An 18,601-nucleotide genomic window follows, 5' to 3' on the forward strand; every position below is an offset into this window, starting at 1 on the left:
TTGCTGTCTATTTTGTGATACTCATTTTTTTATTTAAAAATTCTTCTTTTTTTCCTTGACATTTTATAACTGGTCTTATTTTTTTATAAAATATAGCTTTTTTTGGATAAATCCTGATACATTTTCTATTTATTCTACTATCCGTATTTTAGGACTCTTTATATTTTAAGTTAATCACTGTATTTCAAACAATGCACCATTTTTACCATTAAGATATACTTCATACTTTACCAAATGAATTATACCATCATTCATTTACTTTGCAAACAAATAATCTCTTTAACAGCTTGTAAAATCTCTATTAAGTAAAAATTTTACCTTCTAAATCTAAACTTATTTTTGGTTAATACAGATATTAGTTTTTTAGAAATTAATTATAAAAAAACAGATGAAATAATACACCTGTTATACCATATATTTTTTTAATATGACCATGAAAAGCAGGCTTTACCAAAAAACAATTACATTTCTCTGTTACAGTATCTTTTTACCTTTGCCCTTTTAACAATTTGGTTATATTTTACTAATTCTGACTGAATCTGTCAGAATATGTATGACCTGTTTTTCTCTTGAATATTATCAAATTTAAAACTCCGACATTTACGCTTATTTTACACAAAACTGCAAAATAAATTTCATATATAAAAAAACAGACAGAATAAATCTGCCTGCTTAACTATATAATTAGTTTATAAATTTAACATTTGCTTTTGTGAAGTCTACTTTATCGAAGAATAATTCAACTCTTCTGTTTTGGTATCTTCCTTCTACAGTGTTGTTAGTTGCCATTGGTTGAGTTAACCCTTTACCTGTAATAGTTCCAAATTTAACAGTATTTTTCAATCCGTATTCTCTTAGTAATCTAGCTACGTTTTGTGCTCTTTCTACTGATAATTTTTGGTTGTAAGCTGCAGATCCTGTAGAATCTGTATGCCCTACTACATTGATTGTTCCACCGTCAACTACTGCTGAGTTTAAGATATTAGCTATAGTTCTAAGATCTCTTTGTTCAGCTTCATTAGGTACTTTTCCATCAACTTTAAATCCGTTGATTATACACATTTTTTGAGCTGCTCTACAGTTAAGATCTATAACAGTTGTACTTGGTGTTGTTACCACTCTGTCAACATATACGATCTTTTCTACTGGCTTTTCAACAGTTACTTGTTGAACTACTACTTTAGGTGATCTGTCATTTACAGTATTTCCTATTCTATAACCGATTCTTGCACCATATGTTTCAGTGTAATCATTAGTTTTTACTCCAGCTACTGTGAAAGGAGTTTGTGTTCTTTCATATAAAGCTTCAATTGCGAATGGTCCTACTTCAGTACCCACTCCTCCTGCTAAATATAATCCGTCATCATATTTTCCGCCTGCATCTTTTATATCTCCTGATGCATCGTTAATTGAATATCCCACTCTACCTATTAAATATAATCTGTCTTTTCCTGTATCAGATGTGAATAAGTTTACTTTACCTGTAGCGTAAATCGGTACTTGAGTCATAATTCCTCTTGATTCACCACCATCATATTTACCTTCTACTTTTCCTTTTGATTGTCCGAATTTATATTCAGCACCAAGACCCCATTCAAATTCACCTTGATTATCAAATAAATATTCTAGACCTGCTGTCCAACCACCTTTTAAATCAAAAGCTATATCATTACTTATATAATCTCTTTTGAAATCATATCCACCCTTGATTTGTAATTCTGCAGCTGTTGCTGATATAGATGCTACTACAGCTAATAAAGCTACTAATTTTTTCATTAGCTTCTACCTCCTTATTTTTATCAATATATATCTAGTTAACATTGATATTATAATCTAAAAAATGATAAATTGCAAGTTTTTTTAACTTTTTTTATTATATAAATATAGTCTTATCCACTAATTTTTGAAGATTTCGGAGTAACTCAAGCCTGTTATTTTTAATCTCATTTTTTTCTGCAATTACCATTACATTATCAAAAAAATTATTAATAATATTGGCATTTTCAAGAAGTACATTTACTATGCCGTGAAATTCCTCTTCATTTACTGTTTTTTCAAGTCTTTTTATATAATTAAACAGCTCTGTTTCTTCTGCTTTTTCAAACAGTTCTTCTTTCACAGAAATGTTGTCTGTCTTATTCTCCCTTAATATGTTCTTTACTCTTTTAAGGAGATTTACAAGTGTTTCAAACTTATCTGTCTTTGAAAGTTCTTCAAGAATTTTTACCCTGTTCTTAAGAGTATATACTTTTGTTTCCAAATTTATAACATAAGATATAAGATCTTTATTTAATTCCTCAGATAAAATATATAAAAGTCTCTGTTTAAAAAACTCTTTTATCTGAGCAGAAATTTCCTCACTTTTTCCTTTAATTTCCTTATTTTTACTAAATATTTCCAGTGTATTATCTATTAATTCAGAATAGTCAATATCCAGATTCTGATGCAGACATACTGAAACTATACCCTGTGCCGCTCTTCTTAGTGCATATGGATCTTTTGAACTGGTAGGAATAAGTCCTACTGAAAAACATCCTGTAATAGTATCCATTTTATCTGCTATTCCTGCTACAGCACCTTCTATTGTGTCCGGCAGAACATCTCCCTGATATCTTGGAAGATAATGCTCAAATATACCTTTTGCTACTGACTCTTTCTCACCTTCATGTTTTGCATATACTTCGCCCATGAATCCCTGCAGCTTTGTAAACTCTTTTTCACCTATTACATTGCTTACAAGATCAGCTTTGGCAAGATAAACTGTACGTTTGATATCTTCTTTGCTGTCGTCCAGTTTCAGCACATTTATCATATAATCTGCTATTTGCTCGGATCTCTCCATTTTTTCATAAATAGTTCCCATATCTTTCTGGAAAACTACATTTTTTAGTTTTTCTACATTTTGATCCAGTTTCACCTTTAGATCTTCGTCATAGAAAAACTTAGCATCTGCCAGTCTCGGCTCGATTACCTTTTCATTACCTTTTTTTACTACTTCTGAATAAACAGGGGCATTTCTTATCAGAACAAATTTATTTGTCAGCTTTCCGTCTTTATCTTTCACCGGAAAATATCTCTGATGTGTTTCCATTGTAATGGTAATAATATCTTCAGGAAGTTCAAGATAGCTTTTGCTGAATTCTCCTTTTATTGCATAAGGATATTCCACAAGGTTTAATACTTCCTCCAGAAGATAATCATTTACTATTACTGTATCTCCGTCATTCTCACAGTTTTCTTTTATGCTTTTCAGTATCTGCTCTTTTCTTTTATTATGATCTGCTATTACATAATTTTTTTCAAGGATATTCTCATAATCAGATATATTCTTTACTTCTATATCCTGAGAAGCAAAATTTCTCATACCTCTTGTTTTATCAGAAGCCTTTATCCCTTCAAAATCAAAATTAAGCACTTTATTATCCAGAAGTGCCAGAATCCATTTTATTGGTCTTGCAAACCTAAACTGTTTGTCCGACCATTTCATAGACTTATCAAATGTCAGTCCTTTTAATGCTTTATTTAATAAATCAGGCAGAATCTCAGCAGTATCTTTACCAGCATAAAATTTTTCCACTGAAATATATTTCCCTTTTTCATTCTCTATTATTTTAATATCTGCTTCATCAGCATTCTGTCCTTTTAAAAATCCTTCTCCGGCTTTAGAAAGCTTTCCGTCTTTATATGCAGCTTCCACTGAAGGTCCTGTACTTTTTTTATGAAGGTCCTCCTGCTTTTGGGCCATTCCTTCTATTAGTAAGGCAAGTCTTCTCGGAGTGCTGAAGGACTTTACAGACTTAAAGTCTATTCTTTCTTCTTTAAGACTTTCGGTCATAAGCTTTTTCAGTTCTGCTTCAGAACTATCCACATATCTTGCTGGTAATTCTTCCACACCTATTTCAAAAAGAAAATCCAAGTTCTCTGCTCCTTTCTTTTCTCTAAATTAATATATATTTTGTCCGGCTATATTTTGAGCAATGAATAACTCACGATACCAAGACATCTGTAACCGTTTGCTGCTATAAACAAGGCAGGGGTGCCGAATTTATTTTTTCAGCAGCGGAAAACCAAGTTTTTTTCTTATTTCCACGAACTGCTCGGCACATGTCTTTGCCAGATCTCTTACCCTTAATATATATGACATTCTCTCAGTGGTACTTATTGAGCCTCTTGCATCTAAATTATTGAATACATGCGAACACTTCAGTACATAATCATATCCCGGCAGTACCAGATTATGATTAAGACAATTTTTAGCTTCTTTTTCATACATATCAAATAATTTAAAATTCATATCCGAGTCTGATACTTCAAAGCTGTACTTTGACATTTCATACTCATACTGGTATTTTCTTTCGCCGTATTTTACACCTTCAGTCCATTCCAGATCATATACATTATCTTTATTCTGCAGATACAGAGCCAGTCTTTCCAGACCATACGTTATCTCTACAGGGGTAATATCAAGTTCAATTCCGCCTACCTGCTGGAAATAAGTAAACTGCGTGATCTCCATTCCATCAAGCCATACTTCCCATCCTAGTCCCCATGCTCCGAGAGTAGGGCTTTCCCAGTTATCCTCTACGAATCTGATATCATGTTCCTTAGGATCTACACCCAAAGCACTAAGGCTTTCCAGATACATCTCCTGAATATTCTCAGGTGACGGTTTCATTATTACCTGAAACTGATGATGCTGGTATAATCTGTTAGGGTTCTCACCATAACGTCCGTCTTTTGGTCTTCTTGACGGTTCTACATAAGCTATGTTCCACGGCTCAGGCCCCAGTGACATTAGAAAAGTGTCAGGATTAAATGTTCCTGCACCTGTTTCCACATCATAGGGATTCCCGATTACACAGCCTTTATCTCCCCAAAATTTCTGTAATGTAAGTATTATATTTTGAAAAGTCATTTATTCCCTCCTGCTTTTCATTTTTTTTACCAGATAGTCCAAAATAATGATTCCGACTCCTACATTAATAAATACATCTGCAAAGTTAAAGACAAAATGCCATATCCCTCTGAAATCAAGCATATCTATTACATAGCCCCTCATAATTCTGTCTGTCATATTTCCTATTGCTCCGGAAGCTATAAAAGCTATTCCTATTTTAGTCCATTTAGTATAATTTTTTATATTTTTTCTCTCTGAATATACCAGATATGCTATGACTACAACACTAAGTATTGTAAATACATTTATTTTTCCCTGAAATAATCCAAAGATTCCACCGTGATTTTCTACATATGTCAGATGGAAAAAACTTCCTATTACAGGGATGGAAAAAGCTTCCACCCCTCCTGCTGCTGATCTCATATATACTTTTGTAATCTGGTCTATTGCTGTCAAGATTACTATTATTATTATATAAAGCAAAAAATCACTTCCTAACTATGCAGAACTTTTGCACATCTCGGACAAACATCCGGATGTTCAGGATCAGTTCCCAGTTCATCATACTTCCAGCATCTTTCACACTTTTCTCCGTCAGCTTTTGATACTTTTACTTTTATTCCGCTGATTTCAGTATCAGCCATTCCGTCAGTTTCCCCGAAATGTATCTGCGATACTATAAAATAATCCTGCAGATCATTTATATTTATATCTTTTATAAATTCAAAATCTTTATTATCTATGAATAATTCTACTTTAGCATCCAAAGATAATCCTACTATTTTTTCCTGTCTTACTTTTTCTACTTCCCTGTAAACTTCTTTTCTTAAGTCCATTATTTTGCTCCACTTTTCGTCAAGACTGTCATTTACATATTCAGGCTTTGCAGCAGACCACTGTGCCAAATGAACAGATTCTTCCTCTCTCAAAGTTTCAGGCATTTTTTCCCAGATTTCCTCAGCAGTAAATGACAGAACCGGAGCTATTGCTCTTACAAGAAACTCTAGTATTTCCACCATTACTGTCTGCGCGCTTCTTCTTAGTTTCGAATCCGCTTTTTCCACGTATAATCTGTCTTTTATTATGTCAAGATAGAAAGCTGACATTTCTATTCCGCAGAAATACTGTATTTCATTAAATAAATTATAGAATTCATATTTTTCATAATATTCCTCTACTTTATTTTTCAGTCTTTCAAGCTTATTCAAAGCCCACTTATCCACTTCGTACATATCTTCGAAATTTATTTTTTCGTTTTTATAATCAAAATCATTTATATTCCCTAAAATAAATCTGGCAGTATTTCTTATTCTTCTGTATGAATCAGAAACCTGTTTCAGTATATTCTCCGAAATTCTTACATCTTCCCTGTAGTCTACAGATGCTACCCATAATCTTAGTATATCTGCACCGTACTGATTTACTATTTCACTTGGGAACATTTGATTTCCCAGAGATTTTGACATTTTTCTTCCTTGTGCATCATTGGCAAAACCGTGTGTAAGTATACTTTTGTAAGGAGCATCTCCTGTACTTGCCACTGATGTTAACAGTGACGACTGGAACCATCCTCTGTGCTGGTCGCTTCCCTCAAGGTAAAGATCAGCTGGTCTTCTAAGATTTTTTCTTGTAGATAAAACTGCTCTGTGTGAAGTTCCCGAATCGATCCAAACATCCATGATACTTCTTTCTTTTCTAAGCTTTGCCCCTTTCAGGCTGTGCTTTTCAAGAAGTTCGTCACCTATAAGCTCTTCGGCAGACATGCTGAACCATACATCTGTACCGTCTTTTTCCACAAGTTCTATGATTCTGTCCATGATATCATTATGGAAAATGATCTCTCCTTCTTTATCATCATTATAGAAAATCGGTATTGGTACTCCCCAGATTCTCTGTCTTGAAATTGTCCAGTCCGGTCTTCCTTCTATCATTGATGTAATTCTGTTTCTTCCTATTGCCGGAATAAAGTTCACGTCTTTCAGTACATTCAGGGCTTTTTCCCTAAGGTCTCCCTCTTCCACTTTTATAAACCACTGTTCTGTGGCTCTGTAGATAACAGGCTTTTTACTTCTCCAGTCATGAGGGTATGAGTGTTTCAGTTCTTTTTCCATTAATAAATGTCCTGAAGCCTTTATATCTTCCGAAATGAATTTATTTGCTTTTTTATAAAACATTCCTTCGTATTTCCCGGCTGCTTTAGTAAAATGACCTTTATCATCAAGAGGAGAAAGTATTCCTATATTATATTTCTGCCCTACGATATAGTCATCAACCCCGTGTCCCGGCGCAGTGTGAACTGCCCCTGTCCCTGCTTCAAGGGTTACGTGGTCACCAAGCATTACAAGACCTGTTCTGTCTATAAAAGGATGCTTATAATGCATATTATCAAGTTCGGCACCTTTTACTTCCTTTATTAATTCGTAATTTTCTATTTCCATTTCTCTGAATGCTGTCTCTGCGAGTTCCTTTGCCAGTATCAGATTCCCTTTTACAGTCTTATACACACCATAATCATATTCGGCATTTAAGCTGATTCCCAGATTCGCAGGAAGAGTCCATGGAGTCGTTGTCCATATTACTATTGCTGCTTCATCAAGACCAAGTTTATCTTTAAGATCCTGTTCCCCGTCCATTTTTACATAAATAGAAGGCGATACTACATCCTGATATTCTATTTCTGCTTCAGCCAGTGCTGTTTCAGTAGAAGGAGACCAGTAAACCGGCTTCAGCCCTTTATAAATATAGCCGTTATTGTATATTTCCTTAAATACTCTTAATTCTTCCGCTTCATACTCAGGTTTCAGCGTGATATAAGGATTATCCCATTCACCCATAATACCTAGTCTTATAAATTCCGCTTTCTGTTTTTCTACCCACTTCAAAGCGTATTTACGGCATTCTTTTCTAATCTCTATAGGCGACATTGTCTTTACCTTATCACCAAGAGCTTCTGTTACTTTCAGCTCAATAGGCAGACCATGTGTATCCCAGCCCGGTACATACGGTGCATCATAGCCTCTGAGTCTTTTATATCTCACTATAATATCTTTCAAAGTCTTGTTTTCGGCATGCCCTACGTGTAGATCCCCGTTTGCATAAGGAGGCCCGTCATGTAATATGAACTTCTTGTCGAATCTTCCCAGTGTTTTTTCATATATTTTCTTCTTTTGCCAGTCTCTTAAAAGTAAAGGCTCTTTATTAGGCAGACTGGCCTTCATTTTGAAACTTGTTTTCAAAAGATTCAGGGTAGCTGCGTAATCTTTCTTTTCTTCCATTTTTTTCCTCCAAACATTTATTTTTAACTTTTTATAATTAAACTCATAATATATACATATATTGCTAATACTGTCAGTAATGACAGCGAATATTTTACTGCTTTTTTCAAAACTATATTTTCTTTTCCTTTTAATCCCACAGTTGCCGCAACAATAGAAAGACTCTGAAGCGATATCATTGTCCCAAGTGTTGCTCCCACTGTATTAGAGGCTACAAGCCAGTATTTATTTATCCCCAGATTATCTGCAGCTACACTTTGGAGTGAGCCGAAAAGCAGATTCGCAGAGGTGTTGCTTCCTGTCATAAATGTACCTATCGCCCCTATAAACGGTGCTATCAAAGGATAAAACCTTCCAGTAATCATCGTAAAACCATCTGCTACACTTATTATAATTCCGCTGTGCTTCATAAAAGATGCCAGTGAAACTATACCCATTATGGTAAGCAGTGTTCTTACATTATTTTTTATTACCCAGATAAATGTTCTGCCTATGACCTTTACCCTTGTCCCCTGAAGAAGCCCTCCGGCAAGAGTGGCAAGAAGTATCGGAACCACCGGCGAGAGAAATATCCGAAAATATGTAATTTCACCATTTCCTACTTTATAATTATCTCCTGCAGAAAAATTCACGCTGATTGTAGTGTATTTATTTAAAAAATCATAAAGTATTTTATTGGCAGGATTTACCATAAGTATGAAAATCACCATGAAAATATAAGGCAAAAAAGCTTTTAAAGCTGTTTTAAATTTTATTTTTTCTTTATTTTCCACATTTTTATACAAAATTTTTGACATGATTATCACAGCAGACATAATCAAGACTCCACCTATTATAGCAGGCATCTCAGGTCCTATAAATACTGCGGTAAGTATTGCCGGTATGTAGGCAACAGTACATGCAATAAGGACACAGATTATTTTCTTGTCAAAAGCGTCTCTTATCCTTTTTGAATCTCTTCTTCCAGCTAGTATTACCAGTATCACCGGTATTATAACTATAAACGGAAGAAGCTGTACTGCCACATTTACACCCATTACCCTGTAATCCAGCTTTACCTGATTAGCAAGCATAATAACCGGAATTCCCACAGAGCCGAATGAATTAGAACCGCCTATTGATATCAGACAGATAAGTGCGGAATAAAGAGGGCCGAACCCTAACACTAATAGTATCCCCGCAGGGATTGCCACAGATGTCCCGTATCCTGCCACACCTTCCATAAAGCTTCCAAAGCCCCATGCTATAAGCAGAACCTGCATTCTCCTGTCCCCTGATATTCCTTCAAGGGTTTTCTTTATTATATTTATCTGTCCTGTTTCAAGTGACAGGCTGTAACAAAACAATGCCGCTATAACTATACAGCCTATAGGCCACAATGCTACTAAAAATCCTTCTATCACTGATAAAACAGTTCCTGTCACTGACATCTGCCAGCCCGGATTTATGAAATTCAGTATTATTGCTGCCAGAAGACTGGTAAAAGATGATATAAGCGTACTTTTTTTAAATATTACAATTAATGAAAAAAATAATATTATAGGGAGTAATCCTAATATAAAATCTAACACTTTAAATACTCCTATCTGCAATTAATGCTGACTATAATCCTTTTCTTGTTAATGCCACTCTTCCTCTGTTCTTATCTATGGAAAGAATTTTTACTTTTATTATTTCCCCGACAGAGAGTACCTTTGTAGGGTCTGAAATAAATTTATTTGATAATTCCGATACGTGAATCAAGGCATCATTTTTTAGCCCTATGTCCACAAATACTCCGAATTTTGCCACGTTTCTTACAGTTCCTTCAAGAATCATTCCGTCAGCAAGGTCATTCATATTCAGTATATCAGATCTTAATAACGGTTTTTCAAATTCTTCACGCGGATCTCTTCTTCCTTTCAGCAGGGCATTATATATATCTTTTGCTGTTTCTTCACCAAATTCATTTTCTTTAATTATTTTTTTGATATCTAATTTTGACAGTTTTTCCTGTGTTGCTTTTATATCTGCTTTCATGTCTTTCAGCTTACATCCTGCTTCACCAAGTATCTTTTCCGCTACCTTATATGACTCAGGGTGAATTATTGTATTATCCAGAGGATTTTCGCTGTCAGGAATCACTATAAATCCTGCCATCTGCTCAAAAGCTTTGTCTCCAAGACCTTTTACCTTCTTTAATTCAGCTCTCTTTTTGAAATCTCCGTTTTCATGTCTGTAATCTACCAGATTTTTTGCCACATTTTTCTTAATTCCCGAAACATAACTCAGCAATGCCCATGAAGCAGTATTTATGTTTACTCCTACATTATTAACTACATGCTCTATTGTCTGTTCCAGTGATTCATTCAGTGTTTTCTGGTTTACATCATGCTGATACATTCCTACACCTATTGATTTCGGATCTATTTTTACAAGCTCCGCCATAGGGTCCTGAATTCTTCTTGCAATGGAAATTGCTCCTCTTGCTGTTACGTCCAGATCCGGGAACTCTTCTTTTGCCAGCTTCGAAGCTGAATAAACAGAAGCCCCTGCCTCATTTACAATAAGGTAGAACACTTTCTTCTTAGCTTCCTTTATCACTTTGGCAACAAAACTTTCAGTTTCTCTGGAAGCAGTTCCGTTTCCTATTGCTATTATATCTACATCATAATCTTCTATATACTGTAATATTTTCTTTTTTGCCTCGCTTACTTGTCTTGGAGAGTGCATCTCTTCCACAAGGAATACTACATCGTCTTTTTCATAGAATCCTTCTTTATTAATAACAACAAGCTTACATCCTGTTCTATAACCCGGATCCAGCCCCATTATGGCTTTTTTATACAGTGGAGGCTGTAATAATAATTTCTCCAGATTATCTTTAAATATATCTATTGCTTCTACTTCTGACTTTTCTGTGTATATATTTCTTACTTCATTTTTTATAGACGGATAAACCAGTCTGCTTAATGAATCTTCTATAATTTCAGTAAAAAATCCTGTTAGATTCTTATTTTGAAATCCTCTTAAAATATTGTCTACTATATATTTATGTGTTGTTTCATCTATTTCGATATCTACTTTTAATATTTTCTCATTCTCTCCTCTGTTTAAGGCAAGAATTCTGTGTGAAGCTGCCCGCATCACAGGTTCTGAATATTTATAATAATCCTGATAAACACGTTTTTCATCATTTACTTTGTTTTTCTCAATTACTTTTGAAGTCAGAACTCCGTATTTGCTGATTCTGTCACGTATTGACTCTCTGTATTTTGCAGTTTCGGAAATACTCTGCGCTATGATCAGCTTAGCTCCTTCCATAGCATCTTCTATACCCGGAACCTGTTCATTTATGTATTTTTCTGATTCTTTTTTCAATGCTTCCATATTTACATTTTTGTCCATCAAAAATAAAGACAAGGGTTCCAGTCCGTTTTCTATGGCTATATCAGCTTTAGTTTTTTTCTTTTTCTTATACGGGAGATAAAGATCTTCTACTTCCTGTAATTTTGCCGCATTTATTATGCTTGCTTTTAGTTCTTCGGTTAATTTTCCCTGTTCCTCTATTAATCTCAGTACTTCTTCTTTTCTTTTTTCAAGGTTTCTGTAGTATGACACCTTCTCTATAAGGTCTCTTATTTTTTCCTCGTCAAGATTCCCTGTAACTTCTTTTCTGTAACGTGCAATAAAGGGTACTGTAGCTCCTTCATCATAGAGATTAATCGTATTTTCCACCTGTCCTATTTTTAACCCCATTTCACTTGCAGCAGCTTTCAAAATATCCAAAGTAAATTCCTCCAAATTTCTAAAAAATATCTTTTATTTTAACATAATAACGTTAAAATATCTAGTACTTTGCCAAATATGGCTTTTTTAGGTTATTTTATGGTTGTTAAAGTGTTGGTTTTATTTTTTGGTTTTATGGTATTTATATTGCGTTTTAGTTTGGCTGTTTTATATTTTTGGATATAAAAACAGCCTTCTGTGATATTTTTGATATCATGGAAAGCTGCTGTATTTTTTTCTTGGCTCAATATATGAGCGGTTTTGTGAATTTGGGTTAGATCTATTGTATTTTAAGTTTTTATTTTAAAATATTGTGCGTTATTCTTTGATGGCATAAATTCATAATTTTATATGGTTAAATTTCGATAATATCTGTAAAAAGACAGCTAAAAATTGTTGCTTTTCCGATATTTTTCAGTTCTGTTCCTACATCTTTTACTTTTTTTCTTATAATACCATCTTTTAGTTCTGTATAACCTTCTGATGATAAAAAATCGTTTAATTTTTTCAACTCTTTATTTGATCCCTCGTGATGTTTCTTTAAAACTTCAAATTTCCATTTATCACTTTCAGGTTCATATTTACTTTTATTAAATTGTACATAATAATATTTTTCAAGAATACTTACAAAAATAAACAAATCTAATCTTTCATTTTTCAAAATACTCATTAATTCAATATCATCGTCCAGAACAGATTGATTTTTATGCAGTAAAACTCTATATTCATAGCAATTATAATCTGTTAAGTCTGTCCAGTCCGAAACTATGAAATTTTTGAATATATTTTCCAATTTTTCTTCCAGATAATGCTTATATTCTATGTTTTCAAGAGCTTCTTTTCTTTTTTTCTGCTGTTTTAAGTACTCATCAGAGCTCTGATATTCTTCCGAATCAAAATTCTTATTTTTAGGGTAATATTTATAAATCTTTTCCAATATTTTCAGGTCTTTCATAATTATCTCCTATGCTAATCTATTCAAATAATTGAAAATTTTAAAAGCCATTCTTACTAAATCGGCATTCCAATTTCAATATATTCTTTTATTGGCAGAATACAACCATAATCATTGTCTATATAAATATCACATAAATAATTATCCTGTTGCAGAATCTTTTTCATGAGATTTTTTGATGTATAAACCATCATAATAAAACGAGGATTTTTAAATGGAATTTTTAAAAGATCTTCTTCTTCAATATTCTTCCACTTCTTTTTCTATTTTGAAGTTATTTGCTGTATCTAATAATTGGAATGGCAAACTCTTAGAATCCTGATATGCCTGATCAGCAAATAAAGAAAGAGTTAGAGTTCTTGATCCATCTACTATTGTTTTCTTGTCTATGGAACTTTAAGAGCTTAAAATAATTCTGAGAAAAAAGGAAAGGAAAACACTATTAAACTAACAATGTTATCCATATATGCTACTTTTTATCTAATATTTTGCTCCATTCTAGCATTATGTTATAAAGTTCATTTGTATCTATTATATCTTCTAAAGGTTCTTTAGGATCTCTAAAACTCTCTAATGGTACATCTAAATTCTCATGTAGAGTAAGTCTTATTTTTGTATGTACCTCCCCTATTTCTAATTCCACTTCATCACCCTCCATTACAAGCGATTCCTTCTGTTCTCCATTCAATACAGTTTTTACTCCATTTAAAAACCATTCCCGAACTTCTTTTATTCTTGAAAAATCACCATTTAAAAATTGATTCACATTTTTTTGTTCTGGTATTACAGTTATCGTAATAATTGAATGGCTGTTTTCTGGATAATATTGTTTATTTATTTTATAATTATTTTCCATATCTCTAGCCCTTTAAAATTTAGGAAAAGATGAAATTACTTTCTTTGTATTTTCATCAATATACATTTCCATAATTATTCCTTCTTTTGTTGTTACTTCATATGTATTTCTAGTATTTGCTACGGGTTTTCTATTATTATATGCTTCATTCATATCATCAACTTTTTGTTGAGCTGTCCAGTTATCTGGAAAAAACGTTGAATATCCCTTATTTCCACCTTTTACTGTCCCTGTTATTGGATTTATTACTTTTGCTTTATATACTCCTATTACTGGATTCGATATAAAAATTTAACTCAATATAATTCTATATTTAGTTTACTAAAAAAATATATATTTTTTTATTACTAAACCATAAACCATCATTTCCACAAATATCTAATAATTCTTTCACTATATCTAATTGAGTAAATACTAAATGACTATTTTTACTTTTCAGATCTTTTATTTTTCGAAAAATTAATACATGATTTTCTTCAAAAAAATACTCATCTGTAAACCAGTCATGGAATGCATCTAAATTTGAATAATCTTCTGAACTTTCAATTTCTTCTTTTGGATAATTAAAATAATTCCAACAAAATTCTACAAACTCCTCAACATACTTGATATTTTCAAAAGATATATCTGTAACTTTAAAATTTTCAAAGTTTTTAATTAACACTAATCGGTCACATAAATTTTCTTCTGTATGACAATAATAAAGTTTTTTTACAATTACTTCTTTTATCATTGAATATTTATTTATCTCTTTATCTAATATAAATTCGTAATTTTCATTTAATTTAAACTTCTCAAACATATTTATCACCTTAGATTTATTTTATTTTTTTAAAAGTTTTGTAATGATCATCTGTAAAATATACACTTCCATCACTCCCTATAACAAATCTTTCTTTATCTCTCTGTTGTCCAGGTATTTTATTATTAATATCAAATTCTTTATACTCAATTTTAATATTATTCGAGTCATATTCTGGTAAAAGAGCGTTTTTATTTTGAAATTCTCCTCTAGCTTTAGTTCCATTCGTTTGACCAGAAAAATTTCCTTGCCATCCTATATTTTCATAATTTGCAAATGCATTTTGTGCATTTGATGGTAAGTTACTTAGTTTATCAACTATAATTTGAGCATTATAGGAGGGGAGAACTGTTGGTTTTAATCCTGTTAATCCATTTTGATTTATTACTATTTCACCTGTCACAGGATTATATACATAAATTTCACTTGGTCTAACTTGTGGTTGTGTATATGGCAATGATCCTACATTTGTTTGAGAGGTTCCTGACAACCCTAATACATTTGTTATTCCTGGTGACATTAGATTCGTTCCTTGCAACATTCCTGATGAAGTCCTATCTATCATTATTGTATTTCCATCTATTCTCCCATATGCATTGGCTGGCGATCCATTTACATAATTTACTCTCATGAAATTATTTCCTGACACATAACCTTCACTTGTTCCATTCTCTGGATAATATACTCCGTCTCCTTTATCAAAGAATTTCCCATTATTATTATCTTTTCCTGCTGCCGATTGCAGTGACAAACTCTTTGAATCCTGATATGCCATACCTGCAAGTAAAGAAAGTGTTAGAGTTCTTGTTCCATCTTCTACTGCTCCTTCATAATCTCCGCTTTTTACTTTTTCATATGTTGAATATCCACCTCTTAATATCTCTGGAGTCATCAAAGCTATTCCTGCTAGTTTAGCTCTTTGATCAGGTACTTGTATTAAACCGCTTCCTGCTAATGCCATCCAAGGTGACCATTGACTAGCGTCATTAAGTACTTTGAAGTTTATAAACGAAGTATTCTGATAAAATTCCATTGTTCCTTCTATTTGTGATTTTTTATCAGGATTCTTTGATATTTCATATGCTTGAGCTACTATAAAATCATCAGTTAGTATTGGATATTTATTTCTATATTCATTCACTAATTTAGCATGTTCTGTTCCTGCACTTAATGAATTATTATATTCTTCCCATGCCATTTTGTTATTATTTTCTACTAAATTTGAATAACCTTTAGTCAAATAATCAGTTCCATCGCTTTTATCTGGATTATAATAATTATTCATAGAATTAACAAAATTGTTCTGACATTCCTCATTACAATCTGGAATTTTAACTTTTTCAGAAGCATATTCTATTACACTTTTTGGAGTAGGTGTATTTTTGGGCTTACTTCCATGATTAATCGGAGTCTTTTTCTTTGTATTTTCATCAGGGATAGTTATATTTACAGTATCACCTAACCCTTTTAACGGTGCAAATACCTTATCTTCTGTCTTTTCCATTATTTCTTTAAACTGCTTTTCTGGTATTACCTGTTTATAACATGCTGGATTTCCCACTGGTACACACTTAGTATGATCCATCTTTTTGTAATCGAATCCCTCTATTTCATATCCATCATACTCTGTCGCTATACGTTCTCTTCCAGTTACTAATGATTCTAAATTTTTATCGTCACTTAACCATTTTGATAAGTCAAATCCGTTACTTTTTTCTTTATCTCCTAATATTTCACTTAATCTATCTCCTGAAGAACCAGCATTTTCTTCATTTCCTGCGTCTCTTCCTCTTCTATGATCATCTACGTGACTTCCCTCATGTCCATATAAGCTTGCTATATCAACATCACTTGCTAAATCTGTTATATCTAATAAAAACACATCTTTTTTCTTCTCGCCAGTCTGATCTCCTCTTATATAGCCTGACCCATCTCCTGTGGCTATTAATACCACATCCACGTCTTTCCCAGTCATATACTTTATATAATCTTTTGTTATTTGTTTGATTTCCTCTGCATTCTTACTATCCGGTTTATCTTTAAATTCCTGAAACTGCGGATTTTTTTCTATATAATACTGACTATATCTGTCAAATCTTGCTGTCTCATATTTTAAATCATCACTGCCAGCAGAATCTATTATATCAAGTATTCCATGACCCGCTTTTCTTGTATCTTCCATAAACTGCTGTCTTGTCTTAGTATTTAATAAATCCGTATGGATATTCGTATCTATCTGCTCTACCACTTCATCTTTCGTCACTACCTGAGCCTTCGTTATATCTGTATTTATCCCAAGTTCTTCAAGATTCAGCTTCTTCCCTGCTTCTGTTACTTCTGTGTTAACAAAGGTTGCTTTGGTATCCTGTTCCTTATCATGACTTCCATACTGTATTCCTGTCTGTCCTATTGGAGCCTTATTATTAAAGCCTATTCCTCCCATATTGGCTCCGATATTCTCTCCCCTGTTATAATCTTCAAGGTCAGAAACTACCACTTTATTAGCCTCTATGCTTAACTTTTTCTCTTCACTCAGACTTCCTATAATCGCTCCAATATTAGTTAATGTTTCACCTACTTTTATATTTCCACCGTTATCAGCTATTATACTCGTCTGATTGTTTACCCATTTACTTTCTCCATTATTCTGTCCATAACTTAGGTTTCCTGTGAAAGCTCCCACTTCAGGCTTGTTTGTAGTTTTATTATTTTGGCTGTATCCCCCACCTATTCCATAATTCTTTCCTTCCGATTTACTTTCATCCTGTAATGATATTATACTCAGATTTCTTCCAATATCAAAATTTATTTTATCTGCTTTTACATTCACTCCTGCAAATGTTGCATCTTCCTTTGTAGTAAGCTGGAACGTCCCTCCTACATTTATTATTGTATTATCATATGTTTTTGAGTTTGTATTTGAATTCCCTCCGCTTATATTTGCTCCGCCTGTCACTGTATGCTGTGCAAAATCATATCCTATATTTCCACCTACTGAACTTGATTTTGTATCATTGCTGTATGTATTTTCCCCAGCTCTTGCTTCAAAGTTTCTGGCATCTACTACAAAGTTTTCTCCCACATTTATCTTTTGATTTATAAGAGTTACATCTCCATTTTCTGATTGTAAAATAAAGTTCTTCCCTACATTTATATTTCCTGCCACTGAAGTTGTCCCGCTTGTATTTGATTCATAACTGCTCTGATTAAAACTCAACGAAACATTTGCTGTTATTCCTGCCAGTGCATTTGCAGGGTGTATTCCTGTTGCCAGTTTGTCATATATTGACTGAGCATCATTAAAAGCACTCACTCCGCTTCTAAATAATGTCAATCCGTCTCCTGCGGTATTAATAAGTTCAGATGCATTCGTTGTACCGTATTTATCTCTGTTATTATACATATTGCTTGCCTGATCAACAAAACTTGTTACTGTAGAACCTACACTTACAGATAATCCCACACTTGTACTCTTCTGTTTTACTTTTTCCTCAAATACTTCCTTTGCATCCAGAAGTTCTACTCCGTTAACTCCTCTTATTACCAGATTCTCACCAATATTAGCCTGCATTGCTTCTGTTCTTACTCTGTTTCCTGCGTCTATTACTGTATTTCCTTCTGATATTATTGTCGATACTGATACATTTGTACCGTTTCTCTGCTGTTCTGTACTACTTTTATTATAGCTCACTCCTGTTGACAGTCCTCCACCGCCGCTTGAGAAGTTTGTACTAAATCCACTTGTTTTTATTTTTGAATATGAACTATTTTCTAATGTATCTACTAATATATTTACATTATTTCCTGCTGCTAATGATATATTCCCACCTGTATTCTCTAAGCCATCTTTTACGGCTATTAAGTTTGAAGCTCTCACATTTATATCATTTTCTGCGTCTATTATTATATTATTTCCTATTATTGTACTTGCTGCTGCATATTCATTTGATCTTCTTGATTCCGCTTCAGTTTTCTCAAATGTTCCTCCATACTTTGCTTTTGCTTCTAAATATGTTGTTTCTTTCTCATTCTCTATATTTACATTTTT

The 18,601-nt window shown here is 33.0% G+C and carries 12 protein-coding genes; all 12 read right to left on the bottom strand.

Going from position 1 to position 18,601, the window contains the following annotated elements:
• Nucleotides 1–684: 684 nt before the first annotated feature.
• Nucleotides 685–1,776 (bottom strand): OmpA family protein, encoded by a 1,092-nt coding sequence (locus tag NK213_RS15675; RefSeq protein ID WP_253350737.1) that lies wholly within the window; start codon nucleotides 1,774–1,776, stop codon nucleotides 685–687.
• Nucleotides 1,777–1,873: 97 nt separating this feature from the next.
• On the bottom strand, nucleotides 1,874–3,916 hold the full coding sequence (glyS, locus tag NK213_RS15680) for a glycine--tRNA ligase subunit beta (protein ID WP_253350739.1): 2,043 nt from the start codon (nucleotides 3,914–3,916) through the stop codon (nucleotides 1,874–1,876).
• Nucleotides 3,917–4,045: 129 nt separating this feature from the next.
• Entirely contained in the window at nucleotides 4,046–4,915 is an 870-nt protein-coding gene (glyQ, locus tag NK213_RS15685) for a glycine--tRNA ligase subunit alpha (RefSeq protein ID WP_253350741.1), read from the bottom strand.
• Complete coding sequence (lspA, locus tag NK213_RS15690; RefSeq protein ID WP_253350749.1) at nucleotides 4,916–5,380, bottom strand: signal peptidase II; 465 nt, start codon at nucleotides 5,378–5,380, stop codon at nucleotides 4,916–4,918.
• An 11-nt stretch (nucleotides 5,381–5,391) separates the two neighbouring features.
• Complete coding sequence (gene ileS / locus NK213_RS15695) at nucleotides 5,392–8,172, bottom strand: isoleucine--tRNA ligase (RefSeq protein WP_253350751.1); 2,781 nt, start codon at nucleotides 8,170–8,172, stop codon at nucleotides 5,392–5,394.
• Between the two features lie 23 nt (nucleotides 8,173–8,195).
• Complete coding sequence (locus tag NK213_RS15700) at nucleotides 8,196–9,743, bottom strand: lactate permease LctP family transporter (RefSeq protein ID WP_253350753.1); 1,548 nt, start codon at nucleotides 9,741–9,743, stop codon at nucleotides 8,196–8,198.
• Nucleotides 9,744–9,774: 31 nt separating this feature from the next.
• Nucleotides 9,775–11,940, bottom strand: coding sequence for a Tex family protein (locus NK213_RS15705; protein WP_371926447.1), 2,166 nt, complete (start codon nucleotides 11,938–11,940; stop codon nucleotides 9,775–9,777).
• A 355-nt stretch (nucleotides 11,941–12,295) separates the two neighbouring features.
• Nucleotides 12,296–12,895, bottom strand: a complete 600-nt coding sequence (locus NK213_RS15710) for a hypothetical protein (RefSeq protein WP_253350755.1) — start codon at nucleotides 12,893–12,895, stop codon at nucleotides 12,296–12,298.
• A 469-nt stretch (nucleotides 12,896–13,364) separates the two neighbouring features.
• Nucleotides 13,365–13,751 carry a hypothetical protein gene (locus NK213_RS15715; protein WP_253350757.1) on the bottom strand — a complete coding sequence of 129 codons (387 nt, stop codon included), beginning with the start codon at nucleotides 13,749–13,751 and terminating at the stop codon, nucleotides 13,365–13,367.
• 12 nt (nucleotides 13,752–13,763) lie between these two features.
• Complete coding sequence (locus NK213_RS15720; RefSeq protein WP_371926449.1) at nucleotides 13,764–14,042, bottom strand: EndoU domain-containing protein; 279 nt, start codon at nucleotides 14,040–14,042, stop codon at nucleotides 13,764–13,766.
• A 22-nt stretch (nucleotides 14,043–14,064) separates the two neighbouring features.
• Nucleotides 14,065–14,553, bottom strand: a complete 489-nt coding sequence (locus NK213_RS15725; RefSeq protein ID WP_253350758.1) for a hypothetical protein — start codon at nucleotides 14,551–14,553, stop codon at nucleotides 14,065–14,067.
• A 16-nt stretch (nucleotides 14,554–14,569) separates the two neighbouring features.
• Nucleotides 14,570–18,601, bottom strand: a 4,032-nt coding sequence (locus NK213_RS15730) for a hemagglutinin repeat-containing protein (protein ID WP_253350760.1), incomplete at its 5' end; no start/stop codon positions are given.

It is taken from the genome of Sebaldella sp. S0638, from assembly GCF_024158605.1.
Classification (GTDB): Bacteria; Fusobacteriota; Fusobacteriia; order Fusobacteriales; family Leptotrichiaceae; genus Sebaldella.

Bases quoted from the DNA above. Each gene is read 5' to 3' on its own strand.
- NK213_RS15675 (WP_253350737.1), bottom strand. From the start codon at position 1,776: ATGAAAAAATTAGTAGCTTTATTAGCTGTAGTAGCATCTATATCAGCA.
- glyQ (WP_253350741.1), bottom strand. From the start codon at position 4,915: ATGACTTTTCAAAATATAATACTTACATTACAGAAATTTTGGGGAGAT.
- ileS (WP_253350751.1), bottom strand. From the start codon at position 8,172: ATGGAAGAAAAGAAAGATTACGCAGCTACCCTGAATCTTTTGAAAACA.
- NK213_RS15710 (WP_253350755.1), bottom strand. From the start codon at position 12,895: ATGAAAGACCTGAAAATATTGGAAAAGATTTATAAATATTACCCTAAA.
- NK213_RS15715 (WP_253350757.1), bottom strand. From the start codon at position 13,751: ATGGAAAATAATTATAAAATAAATAAACAATATTATCCAGAAAACAGC.
- NK213_RS15725 (WP_253350758.1), bottom strand. From the start codon at position 14,553: ATGTTTGAGAAGTTTAAATTAAATGAAAATTACGAATTTATATTAGAT.